At 69.1% G+C, this 16,871-nt stretch carries 30 protein-coding genes; all 30 read right to left on the bottom strand.

Annotation, left to right across the window (positions count from 1 at the left end; translation table 11 throughout):
• Positions 1-73: 73 nt before the first annotated feature.
• The 30 genes from ACI79K_RS15300 to rpsJ all read right to left on the bottom strand — a co-directional run bounded on the left by ACI79K_RS15300 (position 74) and on the right by rpsJ (position 16,663).
• Complete coding sequence (locus tag ACI79K_RS15300; RefSeq protein ID WP_456590440.1) at positions 74-1,150, bottom strand: DNA-directed RNA polymerase subunit alpha; 1,077 nt, start codon at positions 1,148-1,150, stop codon at positions 74-76.
• Positions 1,151-1,316: 166 nt separating this feature from the next.
• Positions 1,317-1,943, bottom strand: a complete 627-nt coding sequence (rpsD, locus tag ACI79K_RS15295) for a 30S ribosomal protein S4 (RefSeq protein ID WP_456590441.1) — start codon at positions 1,941-1,943, stop codon at positions 1,317-1,319.
• 33 nt (positions 1,944-1,976) lie between these two features.
• The gene (gene rpsK / locus ACI79K_RS15290; RefSeq protein WP_091319594.1) at positions 1,977-2,384 is read right to left on the bottom strand and encodes a 30S ribosomal protein S11; all 408 of its coding nucleotides are present in this window, start codon (positions 2,382-2,384) and stop codon (positions 1,977-1,979) included.
• 99 nt (positions 2,385-2,483) lie between these two features.
• Positions 2,484-2,864 (bottom strand): 30S ribosomal protein S13, encoded by a 381-nt coding sequence (gene rpsM, locus ACI79K_RS15285; protein ID WP_456590442.1) that lies wholly within the window; start codon positions 2,862-2,864, stop codon positions 2,484-2,486.
• Between the two features lie 14 nt (positions 2,865-2,878).
• Positions 2,879-2,992: a 50S ribosomal protein L36 gene (rpmJ, locus tag ACI79K_RS15280; RefSeq protein ID WP_012950458.1), complete on the bottom strand. Its 114-nt coding sequence runs from the start codon at positions 2,990-2,992 to the stop codon at positions 2,879-2,881.
• Between the two features lie 67 nt (positions 2,993-3,059).
• Positions 3,060-3,281 carry a translation initiation factor IF-1 gene (gene infA / locus ACI79K_RS15275; protein WP_012950459.1) on the bottom strand — a complete coding sequence of 74 codons (222 nt, stop codon included), beginning with the start codon at positions 3,279-3,281 and terminating at the stop codon, positions 3,060-3,062.
• A gap of 294 nt (positions 3,282-3,575) precedes the next feature.
• On the bottom strand, positions 3,576-4,433 hold the full coding sequence (gene map / locus ACI79K_RS15270; protein ID WP_456590443.1) for a type I methionyl aminopeptidase: 858 nt from the start codon (positions 4,431-4,433) through the stop codon (positions 3,576-3,578).
• A gap of 40 nt (positions 4,434-4,473) precedes the next feature.
• The gene (locus tag ACI79K_RS15265) at positions 4,474-5,082 is read right to left on the bottom strand and encodes an adenylate kinase (protein ID WP_456590444.1); all 609 of its coding nucleotides are present in this window, start codon (positions 5,080-5,082) and stop codon (positions 4,474-4,476) included.
• The gene (secY, locus tag ACI79K_RS15260) at positions 5,082-6,392 is read right to left on the bottom strand and encodes a preprotein translocase subunit SecY (protein ID WP_456590445.1); all 1,311 of its coding nucleotides are present in this window, start codon (positions 6,390-6,392) and stop codon (positions 5,082-5,084) included. Before secY ends, ACI79K_RS15265 begins: the two co-directional genes overlap by 1 nt.
• Before the next feature lie 119 nt (positions 6,393-6,511).
• Entirely contained in the window at positions 6,512-6,955 is a 444-nt protein-coding gene (rplO, locus tag ACI79K_RS15255; RefSeq protein ID WP_456590446.1) for a 50S ribosomal protein L15, read from the bottom strand.
• 13 nt (positions 6,956-6,968) lie between these two features.
• The gene (gene rpmD / locus ACI79K_RS15250; RefSeq protein WP_284491275.1) at positions 6,969-7,148 is read right to left on the bottom strand and encodes a 50S ribosomal protein L30; all 180 of its coding nucleotides are present in this window, start codon (positions 7,146-7,148) and stop codon (positions 6,969-6,971) included.
• Between the two features lies 1 nt (position 7,149).
• Positions 7,150-7,764, bottom strand: coding sequence for a 30S ribosomal protein S5 (gene rpsE / locus ACI79K_RS15245; RefSeq protein WP_026857030.1), 615 nt, complete (start codon positions 7,762-7,764; stop codon positions 7,150-7,152).
• Between the two features lie 49 nt (positions 7,765-7,813).
• The gene (gene rplR, locus ACI79K_RS15240; RefSeq protein WP_456590447.1) at positions 7,814-8,236 is read right to left on the bottom strand and encodes a 50S ribosomal protein L18; all 423 of its coding nucleotides are present in this window, start codon (positions 8,234-8,236) and stop codon (positions 7,814-7,816) included.
• Positions 8,236-8,775, bottom strand: coding sequence for a 50S ribosomal protein L6 (rplF, locus tag ACI79K_RS15235; protein WP_456590448.1), 540 nt, complete (start codon positions 8,773-8,775; stop codon positions 8,236-8,238). Before rplF ends, rplR begins: the two co-directional genes overlap by 1 nt.
• 14 nt (positions 8,776-8,789) lie before the next feature.
• A complete protein-coding gene (rpsH, locus tag ACI79K_RS15230; protein WP_456590449.1) occupies positions 8,790-9,200 on the bottom strand; it encodes a 30S ribosomal protein S8 in 411 nt (136 codons plus the stop codon).
• A 165-nt stretch (positions 9,201-9,365) separates the two neighbouring features.
• Complete coding sequence (locus ACI79K_RS15225) at positions 9,366-9,551, bottom strand: type Z 30S ribosomal protein S14 (protein WP_091929101.1); 186 nt, start codon at positions 9,549-9,551, stop codon at positions 9,366-9,368.
• A 19-nt stretch (positions 9,552-9,570) separates the two neighbouring features.
• A complete protein-coding gene (rplE, locus tag ACI79K_RS15220) occupies positions 9,571-10,155 on the bottom strand; it encodes a 50S ribosomal protein L5 (protein WP_456590450.1) in 585 nt (194 codons plus the stop codon).
• A 5-nt stretch (positions 10,156-10,160) separates the two neighbouring features.
• Positions 10,161-10,496: a 50S ribosomal protein L24 gene (gene rplX / locus ACI79K_RS15215; protein WP_456590451.1), complete on the bottom strand. Its 336-nt coding sequence runs from the start codon at positions 10,494-10,496 to the stop codon at positions 10,161-10,163.
• A gap of 2 nt (positions 10,497-10,498) precedes the next feature.
• On the bottom strand, positions 10,499-10,867 hold the full coding sequence (gene rplN / locus ACI79K_RS15210) for a 50S ribosomal protein L14 (protein WP_305998210.1): 369 nt from the start codon (positions 10,865-10,867) through the stop codon (positions 10,499-10,501).
• A 215-nt stretch (positions 10,868-11,082) separates the two neighbouring features.
• Complete coding sequence (gene rpsQ, locus ACI79K_RS15205) at positions 11,083-11,373, bottom strand: 30S ribosomal protein S17 (RefSeq protein ID WP_456590452.1); 291 nt, start codon at positions 11,371-11,373, stop codon at positions 11,083-11,085.
• Positions 11,370-11,603, bottom strand: coding sequence for a 50S ribosomal protein L29 (gene rpmC, locus ACI79K_RS15200; protein WP_097194642.1), 234 nt, complete (start codon positions 11,601-11,603; stop codon positions 11,370-11,372). Before rpmC ends, rpsQ begins: the two co-directional genes overlap by 4 nt.
• Positions 11,603-12,019: a 50S ribosomal protein L16 gene (gene rplP, locus ACI79K_RS15195; RefSeq protein WP_014377986.1), complete on the bottom strand. Its 417-nt coding sequence runs from the start codon at positions 12,017-12,019 to the stop codon at positions 11,603-11,605. The genes rpmC and rplP overlap by 1 nt, the downstream gene beginning before the upstream one ends.
• Before the next feature lie 3 nt (positions 12,020-12,022).
• A complete protein-coding gene (gene rpsC, locus ACI79K_RS15190) occupies positions 12,023-12,934 on the bottom strand; it encodes a 30S ribosomal protein S3 (RefSeq protein ID WP_456590453.1) in 912 nt (303 codons plus the stop codon).
• Positions 12,934-13,401 (bottom strand): 50S ribosomal protein L22, encoded by a 468-nt coding sequence (gene rplV / locus ACI79K_RS15185; RefSeq protein ID WP_091929107.1) that lies wholly within the window; start codon positions 13,399-13,401, stop codon positions 12,934-12,936. The genes rpsC and rplV overlap by 1 nt, the downstream gene beginning before the upstream one ends.
• Positions 13,402-13,421: 20 nt before the next feature.
• Positions 13,422-13,703, bottom strand: coding sequence for a 30S ribosomal protein S19 (rpsS, locus tag ACI79K_RS15180; RefSeq protein ID WP_236825796.1), 282 nt, complete (start codon positions 13,701-13,703; stop codon positions 13,422-13,424).
• 23 nt (positions 13,704-13,726) lie between these two features.
• Positions 13,727-14,560 carry a 50S ribosomal protein L2 gene (rplB, locus tag ACI79K_RS15175; RefSeq protein ID WP_456590454.1) on the bottom strand — a complete coding sequence of 278 codons (834 nt, stop codon included), beginning with the start codon at positions 14,558-14,560 and terminating at the stop codon, positions 13,727-13,729.
• 44 nt (positions 14,561-14,604) lie between these two features.
• Positions 14,605-14,907, bottom strand: a complete 303-nt coding sequence (gene rplW / locus ACI79K_RS15170; protein ID WP_347058012.1) for a 50S ribosomal protein L23 — start codon at positions 14,905-14,907, stop codon at positions 14,605-14,607.
• Complete coding sequence (gene rplD / locus ACI79K_RS15165) at positions 14,904-15,680, bottom strand: 50S ribosomal protein L4 (protein WP_456590455.1); 777 nt, start codon at positions 15,678-15,680, stop codon at positions 14,904-14,906. The genes rplW and rplD overlap by 4 nt, the downstream gene beginning before the upstream one ends.
• Positions 15,677-16,342 (bottom strand): 50S ribosomal protein L3, encoded by a 666-nt coding sequence (gene rplC / locus ACI79K_RS15160; protein WP_456590456.1) that lies wholly within the window; start codon positions 16,340-16,342, stop codon positions 15,677-15,679. The genes rplD and rplC overlap by 4 nt, the downstream gene beginning before the upstream one ends.
• Before the next feature lie 15 nt (positions 16,343-16,357).
• On the bottom strand, positions 16,358-16,663 hold the full coding sequence (rpsJ, locus tag ACI79K_RS15155) for a 30S ribosomal protein S10 (RefSeq protein ID WP_014377994.1): 306 nt from the start codon (positions 16,661-16,663) through the stop codon (positions 16,358-16,360).
• Between the last annotated feature and the right edge of the window lie 208 nt (positions 16,664-16,871).

Genomic DNA, 16,871 nt, shown 5'->3' with positions numbered 1-16,871 from the left:
GCGTGCCCCGAGCGGCCCCGCTGCAGGGGCCCACCGCGGACGTGCCGGCGGCGGGGTGCAGCGGGGCCCTTGCTCAGAGCTGCTCGGTCTCCTGGTAGGAGCCCTCGTCGTACTGCGCCTGGTCGTAGCCGGCCGCGTACTCGCCCGTGCCCTGGTAGGCGTCGGTCTCGTAGCCCTCGTCGTAGCTCTCGATCGAGGTGGGGATGAACCCGGGCGGGCTGTCCTTGAGCGCCAGCCCCATGGCGGCCAGCTTCATCTTGACCTCGTCGATCGACTTGGCCCCGAAGTTCCGGATGTCGAGCAGGTCGGCCTCGGAGCGGGTCACGAGCTCACCGACGGTGTGCACGCCCTCGCGCTTGAGGCAGTTGTAGGACCGGACGGTGAGGTCCATGTCCTCGATCGGCATCGAGAAGTTGGCGATGTCGGCGGCCTCGGCCGGGCTGGGCCCGACCTCGATGCCCTCGGCGTCGATGTTCAGCTCGCGCAGCAGCCCGAAGAGCTCGACCAGGGTCGACCCGGCCGAGGCGATCGCGTCCCGCGGGGCGATGGAGGGCTTGGTCTCCACGTCCACCACGAGCCGGTCGAAGTCCGTGCGCTGCTCGACGCGGGTCGCCTCGACGGCGTAGGTGACCTTGCGGACCGGCGAGTAGATCGAGTCGACGGGGATGCGGCCGATCTCCTGGCCCGGCTGCTTGTTCTGCGGGGCCGGCACGTAACCGCGGCCGCGCTCGACGACCAGCTCGACCTCCAGCCGACCCTTGCCGTTCAGGGTGGCGATGTGCAGCTCGGGGTTGTGCACCTCGACGCCGGCCGGCGGCGCGATGTCCGCGGCGGTGACCTCACCCGGGCCCTGCTTGCGCAGGTACATGGTCACCGGCTCGTCGGAGTCGGAGCTGACGACCAGGCTCTTGAGGTTGAGGATGATCTCGGTGACGTCCTCCTTGACGCCCGGCACGGTGGTGAACTCGTGCAGGGTGCCCTCGATGCGGATGCTGGTGACAGCGGCACCGGGGATGGACGACAGCAGCGTGCGCCGCAGGGAGTTGCCGAGGGTGTAGCCGAAGCCCGGCTCGAGCGGCTCGATGATGAACCGCGAGCGCTGCTCCGAGATGGTCTCCTCGGTCAGCGTGGGGCGCTGTGCGATGAGCATTGGGTGTCTCCTTCAGGTCCTCCGGCACCCGCCATATGACGCCGTGAGGGGGTGGTGCTGGCCCCGGCGGACATCTGTCCGTCCGCCGGGACCGGTGGTGCTGGAACGGCCCTGTCGCAGGGGCCCGCCGCGCGGGGAGCGTGTGGCGGGGTGCGACAGGGTCCTTCTACTTCGAGTACAGCTCGACGATCAGCTGCTCCTGGACCGGGGTGTCGATCACCTGACGGGCCGGGATGCCGTGGACGAGCACGCGGAGCTGGGTGCTGATGACCTCGAGCCACGGCGGCACGGGGCGCTCGCCCGCGCGGGCCTGGGCCACCTCGAACGGCATCATCGTGCGCGACTTCTCGGCGACCTCGATGATGTCGTTCTCGCTGACCCGGTACGACGGGATGTCGACCTTGCGGCCGTTCACCCGGATGTGACCGTGGCGCACCAGCTGGCGGGCCATGTCGCGGGACTCGGCGAAGCCGGCCCGGTAGACCACGTTGTCCAGCCGCGACTCGAGGATCTGCAGCAGGACCTCACCGGTCTTGCCCGTCTTGCGGTTGGCCTCTTCGTAGTAGCCGCGGAACTGCTTCTCCAGCACACCGTAGATACGGCGGGCCTTCTGCTTCTCGCGCAGCTGCAGCAGGTACTCGCTGTCCTTGCTGCGGCCCCGGCCGTGCTCGCCCGGCGGGTACGGCCGGATCTCGATCGGGCACTTCGGGGACTCGCACTTGCTGCCCTTGAGGAACAGCTTCATCTTCTCGCGCCGGCACATGCGGCAGTCGGCTCCGGTGTAACGGGCCACGTCTATCTACCTCTTCGTCTCGTCAGTGGCCGGTCAGACCCGGCGGCGCTTCTTGGGGCGGCAGCCGTTGTGCGGCTGCGGGGTGACGTCCTGGATCTGCCCCACCTCAAGGCCGGTGGCCTGGAGCGAGCGGATCGCGGTCTCCCGGCCGGAGCCGGGGCCCTTCACGAAGACGTCCACCTTGCGCATGCCGTGCTCCTGCGCCTTGCGGGCCGCGTTCTCGGCGGCCATCTGCGCGGCGAAGGGGGTCGACTTGCGGGAGCCCTTGAAGCCGACGTGGCCGGCGGAGGCCCAGCTGATCACGTTCCCGCTGGGATCGGTGATCGAGACGATCGTGTTGTTGAACGTGCTCTTGATGTGCGCAGCACCGTGAGCGACGTTCTTCTTCTCCTTGCGGCGGACCTTCTTGGCGCCGGCCGCGGCGCGAGCCCTGGGAGGCATGAGTCTGTCGAGTTCCTTCTCTTCGTGGCCTAGAGAGGCAGCACGCGTGCGCGCCGACGCTCCCCCCTCACGGGATCTGCGGCGACGCGCTCTCGCGGCTTACTTCTTGCCGGCCTTCTTCTTGCCGGCGATGGTCTTGCGCGGGCCCTTGCTCGAGCGCGCGTTGGTCTTGGTGCGCTGACCGTGCACCGGGAGGCCACGGCGGTGCCGCAGACCCTGGTAGCAACCGATCTCCACCTTGCGACGGATGTCGGCGGCCACCTCGCGGCGCAGGTCACCCTCGACGCGGAAGTGCTCGTCGATGTAGTCGCGGAGCTTCAGCAGGTCCTCGTCACTGAGGTCCTTGGCGCGCAGGTCGGGGTTCACACCCGTCGCGGCCAGGGTCTCCTTGGCGTGGTGCTTGCCGATGCCATAGATGTAGGTGAGCGCGATCTCCATCCGCTTCTCGCGGGGCAGGTCGACGCCAGCCAGTCGTGCCATGTTCAGGTACTCCCTCAGCCCTGGCGCTGCTTGTGCCGGGCGTTGTCGCAGATGACCATGACCCGGCCGTGCCGGCGGATCACCTTGCACTTGTCGCAGATCTTCTTCACCGACGGCTGGACCTTCACCGGTGCCGCCCCTCATTCCTCGAAATCGATGTGCCCGGACCGCGCACGCCGTGCGGGTCCGTGACGGTCACTTGTAGCGGTAGACGATGCGACCGCGCGTCAGGTCGTAGGGCGAGAGCTCCACGACCACGCGGTCCTCGGGCAGGATGCGGATGTAGTGCTGCCGCATCTTGCCGCTGATGTGGGCGAGCACCCGGTGCCCGTTCTGCAGCTCGACCCGGAACATCGCGTTGGGCAGCGGCTCGACGACGCGACCCTCGACCTCGATGGCCCCGTCCTTCTTCGCCATGCCCTACACGCACTCCTTGACTCGGTGGTACTGGTTCCTTCGCGCGGCCGCGCCGATGACCGGCTGGACGCGCTCGGGACTTTGCAGATCGGGTGGTGCCGGCGCTCTCGCAGAGGGCGCTCTGCGTCATGCGGCCACAGCACGACGACAGAACGGCGCTAGCGCCACAGAAGATCGTACCCCGATGTCCCACGCGTCACCAACCCGCCCCGGAGTGACAGTGGTGACGTGCTGAACGGCCCGATCAGGGGCTCACTCCCAGCGTGCGAGGGGTGAGGAGGTCGGGGTCCTTCTTCAGGTGCGGGGCGTGATCCCGAACGGCGCCAGACCCGCGACGCCGCCGTCCTCGGCGGTGAGCACCCACGGACCCTCGGGGGTGATGGCGACCGTGTGCTCGAAGTGTGCCGCGCGCGACCCGTCCTTCGTGACGACCGTCCAACCGTCCTCGAGCTCCACGGTGGCGGGGTCGCCGACGGTCACCATCGGCTCGATCGCCAGGGCGAGGCCGGGGACGAGCTTGGGGCCACGGCCCGGCCGCCCGTAGTTCAGCACGTGCGGGTCCTGGTGCATCTCCGTGCCGATGCCGTGCCCGCCGTAGTGGTCGACGATGCCGTACGGGTGGCTCTCGGCCCGGATGACCTGCTCGACCGCGGAGCTGATGTCGGTCAGCCGGCCGCCGGCGACGGCACGGGCCAGCCCCGCCCACATCGACCGCTCCGTCACGTCGAGCAGCGCCGCATCCTCGGCAGAGGGCTCCCCCACCGTCACCGTCACGGCGGAATCCCCGTGCCAGCCGTTCAGGATGGCCCCGCAGTCGATCGAGATGTTGTCGCCCGAGGCGAGCGCCCGGTCCTTGTGCGGGATGCCGTGCACGATCTCGTCGTTGATCGACGCGCAGATGCTGCCGGTGAAGCCGTGGTACCCCAGGAACGAGGGCACGGCACCCGCGCTGCGGATGTGGTCCTCGGCGATCGCGTCGAGCTCACCCGTGGTGACCCCCGGGCGGATGGCAGCGCGGACGGCCGCGATCGCTCCCGCGACGACGAGCCCCGCGCCCCGCATCAGCTCGATCTCGTGCGGCGTCTTTATCTGGATCATGCGTCCACTCCACTTCGCGACCAACGGAAGGCGGCCGAGGATGCCTGCCGTCATCTTCCGCGTCGCTCCTTCACCGCACCGGCCGGCCGGTGGCTCACGCCGGCTGACCGGCCTCGCCGTCATCGTCAGCGCCCAGCGCGCGCAGCGCCCGGGCGGTGACCTCCTCGACCGGACCGATCGCGTCGATGCGCGCGAGCAGCCCCTCGTCCTCGTAGAAGCCTGCCACCGGTGCGGTCTGTTCCCGGTACACGTGCAGCCGGTGCCGCACCGTCTCGGGCTTGTCGTCGTCGCGCTGGACCTCTTTACCGTCCACGATCATGCGCCGACCCGAGAGCCGCCGGACCAGCTCGTCCTCGTCGACCACGAGTTCCACGACGCGGTCGAGCTTCTGCCCCAGCTCGGTGAGGGACTCCCGCAGCTGCTCGGCCTGGGCGATGGTGCGCGGGAAGCCATCGAGCAGGAAGCCCGACTCCGCGTCGTCCTCGGCCAGCCGGTCCTTGACCATGGCGACGGTGATCTCGTCGGGCACGAGGTCGCCGGCGTCCATGTAGACCTTGGCCTTCTGGCCCAGCTCCGTCTTCCCGCTCACGTTGGCGCGGAAGATGTCGCCGGTCGAGATCGCGGGGACGCCGAGCTTGGCGGCGATGATCTGCGCCTGGGTGCCCTTGCCCGCTCCGGGGGGGCCCAGGAGGACGATGCGCACTACTTCAGGAACCCTTCGTAGTTGCGCTGATTCAGTTGCGTCTCGATCTGCTTCACCGTCTCCAACCCCACTCCGACCATGATCAGGACAGCGGTTCCACCGAACGGGAAGTTCTGGTTCTGCCCTTCCTGCGTGATCGACAGGAAGAGGTTCGGCAGGACTGCGACCAGACCCAGGTAGATCGACCCCGGAAGCGTGATCCGGGACAGGACGTACTGCAGGTACTCGGCGGTGGGCCGCCCCGGCCGGATGCCCGGGATGAAGCCGCCGTAGCGCTTCATGTCGTCGGCCCGTTCCTCCGGGTTGAACGTGATCGACACGTAGAAGTACGTGAAGAAGATGATCATCGCGAAGTAGATCGCGACGTGGACCGGGCTGCTCTGGTCGATCACGTAGTTCTCGAAGAACCGACGCACCGCTCCGGTCTCGTTGCCCTGGAGCTGGGTGATCAGCTGGGGCAGGTACAGCAGCGACGAGGCGAAGATGACCGGGATGACGCCGGCCTGGTTCACCTTCAGCGGCAGGTAGGTCGACGTGCCGCCGTACATCCGGCGGCCGACCATCCGCTTGGCGTACTGCACCGGGATGCGGCGCTGCGCCTGCTCGACGTAGACCACGGTGCCGATGATCACGACGGCGAAGGCACACACGACGGCGAAGACGATGCCGCCCCGCGTCTGCAGGATCGAGCCGCCCTCGGCCGGGATCCGCGCGGCGATCGAGGTGAAGATCAGCACGGACATGCCGTTGCCGATCCCCTTCTCGGTCAGCAGCTCGCCGAGCCACATGATCAGCGCGGTGCCGGCGGTCAGCGTGATCACCAGGATCACCGTCGTCCAGACCGACTCCGACGGGATGATCTCCTGGCTGCAGTTCGGGAACAGCTGCCCGCTGCGGGCGAGGGCGATGATGCCGGTGCTCTGCAGCACGGCCAGCGCGATGGTGAGGTAGCGGGTGTACTGGGTCAGCTTGGCCTGACCCGACTGCCCTTCCTTCTTCAGCTGCTCGAAGCGCGGGATCACCACCACCAGCAGCTGCACGATGATGCTCGCGGTGATGTAGGGCATGATCCCCAGCGCGAACACGCTCAACCGGAGCAGCGCGCCGCCGGAGAAGAGGTTCACCAGCGAGTAGAGGTCCCGCTGGTCGGAGGCCTGGGCCTGCTCCAGGCAGCTGTTGATCGCCTCCACCGAGACGCCCGGCCCCGGGACCGCCGCCCCCAGCCGGTAGACGGCGATGATCGCCAGGGAGAACAGCAGCTTGCGCCGGAGATCTGGCGTCCGGAACGCCGCGGCGAACGCCTGCAGCACGTGCCCTCCCCTGTTCGGTCGAGTGAGGTTAGCAAGAGAAGGACCCCGTCCCCCTCACCGCTCGCGAGCTCGCGGTGAGCCTCCGGACGGGGCCGAGGGAGGGGAAGGGGTCCTTCTACTCAGAGAACGGTGGTGCTGCCGCCGGCCGCGGCGATCTTCTCGGCAGCCGAGGCGGAGAAGGCGTTCGCGTGCACGTCGACCTTGATCCCGCCGAGGTCACCGGTGCCCAGCACCTTGACCGGCTGGCCGCGGCGCACCGCGCCGGCCTCGGCCAGCGTGTCCGGGTTGACCGCGCCCCCCTGCGGGAACAGCGCCGCGATCCGGTCGAGGTTGACGACCTGGAAGACGACCTTGTTGTTGTTCTTGAAGCCCGAGAGCTTGGGCAGCCGCATGTTCAGCGGGGTCTGCCCACCCTCGAACCGCGCGGAGACGGTGCCCCGCGCGCCGGTGCCCTTGGTACCGCGCCCGGCCGTCTTGCCCTTGGAACCCTCACCACGACCCACGCGGGTCTTCTTGGTGTGGGCGCCGGGGGCCGGACGCAGGTGGTGGACCTTCAGTGTCATAGCGAGTCTTTCCTCAGACCTCTTCGACGCGCACGAGGTGCGGCACCGTCGCGACCATCCCGCGGATCTCGGGACGGTCCTCCTGGACGACCGAGTCGTTGATCTTCTTCAGGCCCAGCGAGCGCAGCGTCTGGCGCTGGTTGGGCTTGGTGCCGATCGCGGACTTGACCTGGGTGACCTTCAGCTGCGCCATCTCAGACCCCCTGACCCGCACGCGCACGCAGCATGGCGGCCGGGGCGACGTCCTCGAGGGGCAGACCACGGCGGGCCGCGATCTCCTCGGGGCGGACGAGGTCCTTCAGCGCCTGCATGGTGGCGTGCACGATGTTGATCGGGTTCGACGAACCGAGGCTCTTCGAGAGCACGTCGTGGATACCGGCGCACTCCAGCACGGCGCGCACCGGGCCACCGGCGATGACACCGGTACCGGGGCTCGCCGGCTTGAGGAGCACGACGCCCGCCGCCGCCTCACCCTGCACGGGGTGCGGGATGGTGCTGGCGATGCGCGGCACCTTGTAGAAGTGCTTCTTCGCCTCCTCGACGCCCTTGGCGATCGCCGCGGGCACCTCCTTGGCCTTGCCGTAGCCGACGCCCACGGTGCCGTCACCGTCGCCCACGATCACCAGAGCGGTGAAGCTGAAGCGCCGACCACCCTTGACGACCTTGGACACGCGGTTGATCGCCACCACGCGCTCGATGTAGTTGCTCTTCTCGGCGGGAGCGCCTCCGGGGCCCCGCCCGCCGTCACGACGGTCGCGGCGGTCGTTGCCGCCGCCGGCGCCGCCGCCGCGTCGCTGTGGTCCTGGCATCAGACGTCCCTCTCGATCTGCTCGCTCGTGCTGGTGCGGTGGCTGGTCATCAGAAGTCCAGCCCACCCTCGCGGGCACCGTCGGCCAGCGCGGCGATGCGCCCGGCGTAGCGGTTGCCCCCGCGGTCGAAGACGACCGCCGTGATGCCGGCGGCCTTCGCGCGCTCGGCCACCAGGGCACCCACCTGGCGGGCCAGGGCGGACTTGTCGCCCTCGGCGCCACGCAGGCTGGCGTCCATGGTCGACGCGCTCACCACGGTGCGGCCGACGGTGTCGTCGACCACCTGCACGTGGATGTGGCGCGAGCTGCGCTTGACCACCAGGCGCGGGCGCTCCGGCGTGCCGGCGACCCGCTTGCGCAGCCGGTTGTGCCGACGCAGGCGCGAGACGCGCCGCGCGGTGCTGATGTCGGTGCCGACGGGCTTGCGGCCGCCGGCGGTCTTCCCGTTCGTGGGAGCAGTTGCCTGAGCCATCACTTACCCGTCTTCCCGACCTTGCGCTTGACGACCTCGCCCTGGTACCGCACGCCCTTGCCCTTGTACGGGTCGGGCTTGCGGATCTTGCGGATCTTGGCCGCCACCTCACCGACCAGCTGCTTGTCGATCCCGCTGACCCGCAGGCGGGTCGGGGACTCGACCGCGAAGGTGATGCCCTCCGGGGCCTTCACCGGCACGGGGTGGCTGAAGCCCAGGGCGAACTCGAGGTCCGAGCCGCGCGCCTGGACGCGGTAACCGACACCGACGATCTCGAGGGTCTTGGTGTACCCCTCGGTGACGCCGGTGATCATGTTGGCGATCAGAGTCCGCGAGAGCCCGTGCAGGGCGCGGCTCTGCCGCTCGTCGTTGGGGCGCTGCACCCGCAGCGTGCCGTCCTCGTCGCGCTCGACGGTGATCGGCGCGGCGACCGTGTGGCTGAGCGTGCCCTTGGGTCCCTTCACGCTGACCGTCTGACCGTCGATGGCGACGTCGACACCACCGGGCACGGCGATCGGGAGTCGTCCGATCCGTGACATTGTCGTTCGCTCCCTTACCAGACGTAGGCGAGGACTTCCCCACCCACGCCCTTCTTGTTCGCCTGCTTGTCGGTCAGCAGCCCGGTCGAGGTCGAGATGATCGCGACGCCGAGGCCGCCGAGGACCTTGGGCAGCGCCGTCGACTTCGCGTACACCCGCAGACCGGGCTTGGAGACCCGCCGGACGCCGGCGATGCTCCGCTCGCGGTTCGGGCCGTACTTGAGGTCGACCACCAGCTGCTTGAACGGCTTGCCGTCGGCGTCGGTCTCGTCCACGCGCCACCCCGCGATGTAGCCCTCCTGCTGGAGGATCTCGGCGATGTGCGTCTTGAGCTTCGACGACGGCATGACCGCGGAGTCGTGGTACGCCTGGTTGGCGTTGCGCAGACGCGTCAGCATGTCTGCGATCGGGTCGGTCATGGTCATGACGTAGTGGTGCCTCTCTCGCCGCGGTTCCTCGTGCGCCGGGTCATCGGGGACTTGGCGCGGGGCCTTTCGGCGATCAGTGGTGCGTTGGTGAGGGGATGGAGCGGCCCGGCCCCGTCCCGGGTCCCACCCTGAGCTTGCGAAGGGTGGGGAGGACGGGGTGTTTTACCAGGAACTCTTGCGAACGCCCGGGAGCTCCCCGGCGTGGGCCATCTCCCGCAGGCAGATCCGGCACAGGCCGAACTTGCGGAACACCGAGTGCGGGCGACCGCACCGCTGGCAGCGGGTGTAGCCACGCACCTTGAACTTCGGGGTGCGGGCCGCCTTGTTGATCAGCGCCTTCTTGGCCATCTCTTCTCTCCTGCCCGGCTCAGCGGACGGTCGTGACGACGGGCTGGCCGGCGAAGGGGAAGCCGAGCTGGCGGAGCAGCTCGCGACCCTCCTCGTCGGTGGTCGCGGTGGTGACCAGCGTGATGTCCATGCCGCGGGGACGGTCGATCTTGTCGACGTCGATCTCGCGGAACATCGACTGCTCGTTCAGCCCGAACGTGTAGTTGCCGTGGCCGTCGAACTGCTTGGGGTTCAGGCCGCGGAAGTCGCGGATGCGGGGCAGCGCCAGCGACAGCAGGCGGTCCAGGAACTCCCACATGCGGTCGCCGCGGAGGGTGACCTTCGCGCCGATGGGCATGCCCTCGCGCAGCTTGAACTGCGCGATGGACTTGCGGGCCCGGACGACGGCCGGCTTCTGGCCGGTGATGGCGGTGAGGTCGCGGACCGCGCCGTCCATCAGCTTGGCGTCGCGGGTGGCCTCGCCGACGCCCATGTTGACGACGATCTTCGTCAGGCGCGGGATCTGCATGACGTTCTCGTAGCCGAACTCCGACTGGAGGGCCGGCGTGATCGTCTCGCGGTAGTGGGCGAGCATGCGGGGCAGCTCACGGGTGGGTGCGCTCATGAGGTTCAGAGGTCCTTACCGGTGCGCCGCGAGACCCGGATGCTGCGGCCTTCCTCGTCCTTGCGGTAGCCGACCCGGGTCGGCTTCTCCTCGGAGTCGACCACCATCACGTTGCTCACGTGGATGGGCGCCTCCTGCGTGACGATCCCGCCCTGCTGGGCGCCGCGCTGGGTCGAGCTGATGCGGGTGTGCTTCCGCACGCGACCGACGCCCTCGACCAGGACCCGCTGGAGCTTGGGGTAGGCGGCGATGACGCGGCCCTTGGCTCCCTTGTCCTTGCCGGCCAGCACGAGGACGGTGTCGCCCTTCTTGACCTTCATCGACGGGGTCTTGTCCGCCATGATCACAGCACCTCCGGGGCGAGCGAGATGATCCGCATGAAGCGCTTGTCGCGGAGCTCCCGGCCGACGGGCCCGAAGATGCGCGTCCCGCGCGGGTCGCCGCTGTCGCGGATGATGACCGCGGCGTTCTCGTCGAAGCGGATGTAGGAGCCGTCCGGACGACGGCGCTCCTTCACGGTGCGGACGACGACGGCCTTGACGACGTCACCCTTCTTGACGCCTGCACCGGGCAGCGCGTCCTTCACGGTGCCGACGATGATGTCGCCGATGCCCGCGTAGCGTCGCCCGGAGCCGCCGAGCACCCGGATGCAGAGGATCTCCTTCGCACCGGTGTTGTCGGCGACGCGCAGCCGCGACTCCTGCTGGATCACGTCCTACTCCCAAATACTTGTGGTGACAGCCGGGCCGGAACGGTGAACCGGCTGTCCGGCACTCGCGTGCGGACGCACCGGCGGCAGTTGCCGCCGGTGCGTCCGAAGCACGGGTACCGGGATGTGACGCGCGACCCCCTCGAGCCACGAGGTGCGCGCCAGTCGTTCAGCGTACTCCTACCTGGGGCGACCCTGCCGGGCCGCCTCCTGCAGGACTACTTGGCCTTCTCGATGACCTCGACCAGCCGCCACCGCTTGGTGGCCGACGTCGGCCGGGTCTCCATGATCTGCACGCGGTCACCGACACCGGCGACGCCCTGCTCGTCGTGCGCCTTCAGCTTGCTCGTCCGGCGGATGACCTTGCCGTACAGGCCGTGCTTCACGCGGTCCTCGACCTCGACGACGATGGTCTTCTCCATCTTGTCGCTGACGACGAGGCCCTCGCGGACCTTGCGGTAGCCACGGCCGGCCAGGCCGGGGCCGGACGACTCCTGGGTCTCGCTCATGCCACACCCTCGTTCGGGGCGACCGAGAGACCCAGCTCGCGCTCGCGCATGATCGTGTAGATCCGGGCGATGTCGCGGCGGACGGTCTGCAGTCGCCGATTGTTGTCCAGCTGGCCGGTGGCCACCTGGAACCGCAGGTTGAACAGTTCTTCCTTCGACTCGCGCAGCCGCGAGGCGAGCTCGTCAGCAGAGAGCTCGCGCAGCTCGGGAGCGGTCAGACCGGCGGCCATCACACTTCTCCTTCACGCGTGATGAAGCGGCACTTCATCGGCAGCTTGTGGATCGCACGACGCATGGCCTCGCGGGCCACGGGCTCGGCGACCCCGGACAGCTCGAACAGCACGCGACCGGGCTTGACGTTGGCCACCCACCACTCGGGCGAACCCTTACCGGAACCCATGCGGGTCTCGGCGGGCTTCTTCGTCAGCGGACGGTCGGGGTAGATCGAGATCCACACCTTCCCGCCACGACGGATGTGCCGGGTCATCGCGATACGCGCCGACTCGATCTGCCGGTTGGTGACGTAGGCCGGCTCCAGGGCCTGGATGGCGTACTCACCGAAGTTGATCTCGGTGCCGCCCTTGGCCCGGCCGGAGCGGCTCGGGTGGTGCTGCTTGCGGTGCTTGACGCGCCGTGGGATGAGCATGGCTCAGCTCTCCGTGTTCTCGGTGGCCGTCTCGGCGGCTGCCGTGCCCTGCGGGCCGGCTGCCTCGGCGACGGTCTGCTCGGGAGCGACCTCACCGGAGGTCTGCGCGACCACGGCGTCGGTGGTCTCGGCCACCGGCCCCGTCGTGGACTCGGCGGCGGCGCGGCCGGCCTCGGTGCCACCAGCGGTGGTGCCCGAGGAACCCGAACGGCGCTGGGGCCGCTGCGCGCGCTCACGTCGCTGCTGACGCTGGGCGAGGGCCTCGAGGGCCTCCCGCTCGGCGCGCGAGCCGCTGACGTCGCCCTTGTAGATCCACACCTTGACGCCGATGCGACCGAAGGTCGTACGGGCCTCGTAGATGCCGTAGTCGATGTTCGCCCGGAGGGTGTGCAGGGGCACCCGGCCCTCGCGGTAGAACTCCGAGCGGCTCATCTCGGTGCCGCCGAGGCGACCCGAGCACTGCACCCGGATGCCCTTGACCTGCGGGCTGCGCTGGGCGGACTGCATCGCCTTGCGCATGGCGCGACGGAAGCTCACCCGGCTGGAGAGCTGCTCGGCGACGCCCTGGGCGACCAGCTGCGCGTCGGACTCGGGGTTCTTGACCTCGAGGATGTTCAGCTGCACCTGCTTGCCGGTCAGCTTCTCCAGCTCGCCGCGGATGCGGTCCGCCTCGGCGCCGCGGCGCCCGATGACGATGCCCGGACGGGCGGTGTGGATGTCGACGCGGACCCGGTCACGGGTGCGCTCGATCTCCACCTTGGAGATGCCGGCCCGCTCCATGCCCTTGGACATGAGCTTGCGGATCGCGACGTCTTCCTTGACGTAGTCCTTGTACAGCTTGTCCGCGTACCACCGGGACTTGTAGTCGGTGGTGATCCCGAGCCGGAACCCGTGCGGGTTGACCTTCTGACCCACTATCGGGTCCCTCCCCTCGTGTTGCTGGTGGACTGCTGGGTGGCCGGGCCGGACTGGCCGGTGTCCCGGCGCGCCTTGCGCGACTTCTGCGCGAGGACGGCGCTGCTGGCGACCTCGCTCACCTCGATGGTGATGTGGCTGGTCCGCTTGTTGATGCGGAACGCCCGGCCCTGCGCACGCGGACGGATCCGCTTGAGCGTCGGCCCCTCGTCGACGTACGCCGCGCTGACCACGAGTGCAGCCGGGTCCAGCTGCAGGTTGTGCTCGGCGTTGGCCACCGCGCTGGCGACCACCTTGGCGACCGGCTCGCTCGCCGACTGCGGGGCGAAGCGCAGCAGCGCCAGGGCCTCGTCGGTCGGCAGGTAGCGGATCAGGTCCACCACGCGGCGGGCCTTCATGGGGGTCACGCGGACGAACCGGGCCGTAGCCCGGGCGACCGGCGCCTCCTGTCCCAACTGGGAAGTCATCTGAATCTCTCTCTACCTGGTCAGCCCCGCCGCGAGCGGCGGTCGTCCTTGACGTGCCCGCGGAAGGTGCGCGTGGGCGCGAACTCCCCGAGCTTGTGCCCGACCATCGCCTCGGTCACGAACACCGGGACGTGCTTGCGGCCGTCGTGCACCGCGAGAGTGTGGCCGAGCATGTCGGGGATGATCGTCGAACGGCGTGACCAGGTACGGATCACGTTCTTGGTGCCCTTGGCGTTCTGGGCGTCCACCTTGGCGAGCAGGTGGTCGTCGACGAACGGGCCCTTCTTCAGGCTGCGTGGCATATCTGTCGGACTCCTCTACCCGCTCAGCGCTTCTTGTTGGTGCGCCGGCGGCGCACGATCAGGGCGTCACTTGCCTTCCGCTTGCGCGTCCGGCCCTCCGGCTTGCCCTTCGGGTTCACCGGGTGGCGACCACCGGAGGTCTTGCCCTCACCGCCACCGTGCGGGTGGTCGACCGGGTTCATCGCCACACCGCGGACGGTCGGGCGCTTGCCCTTCCACCGCATACGGCCGGCCTTGCCCCAGTTGATGTTCGACTGCTCGGCGTTGCCCACCTCGCCGACGGTCGCGCGGCAGCGCACGTCGACGTTGCGGATCTCCCCCGACGGCATGCGCAGCTGCGCGAAGCGACCCTCGCGGGCGACCAGCTGGACGCTGGTCCCCGCGGAACGGGCGATCTTCGCGCCGCCACCGGGACGGAGCTCGATGGCGTGAACCACGGTGCCGACCGGGATGTTCCGCAGCGGCAGGTTGTTGCCCGGCTTGATGTCGGCCGTGGGGCCGCACTCCACCGTGTCGCCCTGCTTCAGCCGCGCCGGCGCGATGATGTAGCGCTTCTCGCCATCGGCGAAGTGCAGGAGCGCGATCCGGGAGGTGCGGTTCGGGTCGTACTCGATGTGCGCGACCTTGGCCGGCACGCCGTCCTTGTCGGCACGACGGAAGTCGATCACCCGGTAGGCGCGCTTGTGGCCGCCACCCTGGTGGCGAGCGGTGACCTTCCCGTGCACGTTGCGCCCGCCACGACCGTGCAGCGGTCGGACCAGCGACTTCTCGGGGTGGTCTCGCGTGACCTCGGCGAAGTCGGCGACGCTGGAGCCGCGGCGGCCCGGCGTCGTCGGCTTGTACTTGCGGATAGCCATTGCTGACTCAGTCCTCTATCTCTGGTCCGAAACGGTCACGGCGCTCAGGCGCCGGGACCACCGAAGATCTCGATGCGGTCGCCGGCAGCCACGGAGACGATGGCGCGCTTGGTGTCCTTGCGCTTGCCCATCTGGGTACCCCGGCTGCGCTTGCGCTTGCCCTGGCGGTTGATCGTGTTCACGCCGAGGACCTTCACCTTGAAGATCTGCTCGACCGCAATCTTGATCTGCGTCTTGTTGGCGTCCGGCCGCACGATGAACGTGTACTGGTTGCCATCCAGCAGGCCGTAGCTCTTCTCGGAGATGACCGGGGCGAGCAGGACGTCCCGGGGGTCGCGGACGCTCATGCCTTCTCCTCGGTGGTCTCTTCGACGGTGCCCTCGCCGGCGGCGGGGGCGATGGACGGGATGCCACCGGGGATCTCGGAGGTGGCGAGGTCGGGCAGGTCGGCGCCGGAGCGCTTGCCCTTGGCCGGACCGGCGACGAACTCGGCCAGCGCCGCCTCGGTGAAGATGACCTCGTCGGAGACCAGCACGTCGTAGGTGTTGAGCTGGCCGGCCTCGATGAGGTGCACCTCGGGGACGTTGCGCAGGCTGACCCAGTTGAGGACGTCGTCGCGGTCGAGGACCACCAGGACCCGCTTGGCCTGGGTGACGGCGTTCAGCGTGGCCAGCGCGGCCTTCGTCTTGGGGGCGTCGCCGTCGACGAACGCGGAGACCACGTGCACCCGGCCCTCGCGGGCCCGGTCGGAGAGGGCACCGCGCAGGGCGGCGGCCTTCATCTTCTTCGGGGTCTTCTGCTCGTAGTTGCGCGGCTGCGGGCCGTGGACGATGCCACCACCGGTGAACTGCGGCGCGCGGATCGAGCCCTGGCGGGCACGCCCGGTGCCCTTCTGGCGGTACGGCTTCGCGCCACCGCCGGCGACCTGACCCCGCGACTTGGTGGCGTGGGTGCCCTGGCGGGCAGCCGCCAGCTGCGCGACGACGACCTGGTGCATCAGGGAGACGTTCGCACTGGCGTCGAAGAGCTCACCGGGCAGCGTCACGCTGCCGGAGGTCTCCCCCGCCGGGGTGCGGACGTCGACCTGGCGGTCGGTGCGCGTCTCGGTCGATGAGGTCACTTGTCGTCACTCCCCACGGGACCGCCCTTGACGGCCGAACGGACGAGCACGAGGCCGCCCTTCGGGCCGGGGATGGCGCCCTTGATCAGCAGCAGACCCCGCTCGGTGTCCACCTTGTGGACGACGAGCGACAGGGTCGTGGTCTTGACCGCACCCATGCGGCCGGCCATGCGCAGGCCCTTGAAGACCCGGCCCGGCGTCGACGCGCCACCGATGGAACCCGGCGACCGGTGCTTGCGCTGGGTGCCGTGCGAGGCGCCGAGGCCCTTGAACCCGTGGCGCTTCATGACACCGGCGGTGCCCTTGCCCTTGCTGGTGCCGATGACGTCGACCTTCGCGACGCCGTCGAACACGTCGGCGGTCAGCTCCTGGCCGACCGTGTAGTTCCCCGCGTCGGAGGTGCGCAGCTCCACCAGGTGGCGCCGCGGCGTCACGCCCGCCTTGGTGAAGTGCCCGCCCTCGGGCTTGTTCACCTTGCGCGGGTCGATCTCACCGAACCCGAGCTGGACGGCGGAGTAGCCGTCGACCTCGGGGGTGCGCACCTGGGTCACCACACACGGGCCCGTCTTGACGACGGTCACCGGCACGAGGCGGTTGTTCTCGTCGAAAACCTGGGTCATCCCCAGCTTCTCGCCGAGGAGACCACGGAATGTGCTCGCCATGTCTGCTGACTGCCCTTACTGAATGTTGACGTCGACCGAGGCCGGCAGGTCGATGCGCATGAGCGCGTCGACCGTCTTCGGCGTCGGGTCGAGGATGTCGATGAGCCGCTTGTGGGTCCGCATCTCGAAGTGCTCGAAGGAGTCCTTGTACTTGTGCGGAGACCGGATCACGGCGTACACGTTCTTCTCCGTCGGCAGCGGCACCGGGCCGACGACGCGCGCTCCGGTCTTCGTCACCGTCTCCACGATGCGCCGCGCCGAGGCATCGATCGCCTCGTGGTCGTAGGCCTTCAGCCGGATGCGGATCTTCTGTCCCGCCATCGCCTGTTCTCGCTCCTGCCGATCGGTTGTGAAAGATCAAGTGGGTCTGTTGACCCGCTGGGTCCAGGACCCGGGAGGGCTCGGGCGGCGTGCCGCCCCGAGCCCATGGCCGGGGGGGGGGGGGGGGCCCCCCCCCCCCCCCCCCCCCCCCGGCGTTTTTTTTTATTTTTTTTTTTTCCGCCCCCCCGCCGTTAATAAATAAAAAAAA

This window comes from Blastococcus sp. SYSU DS0616 (assembly GCF_054051015.1).
This window is presented reverse-complemented; position numbering and strand designations above follow the sequence as displayed.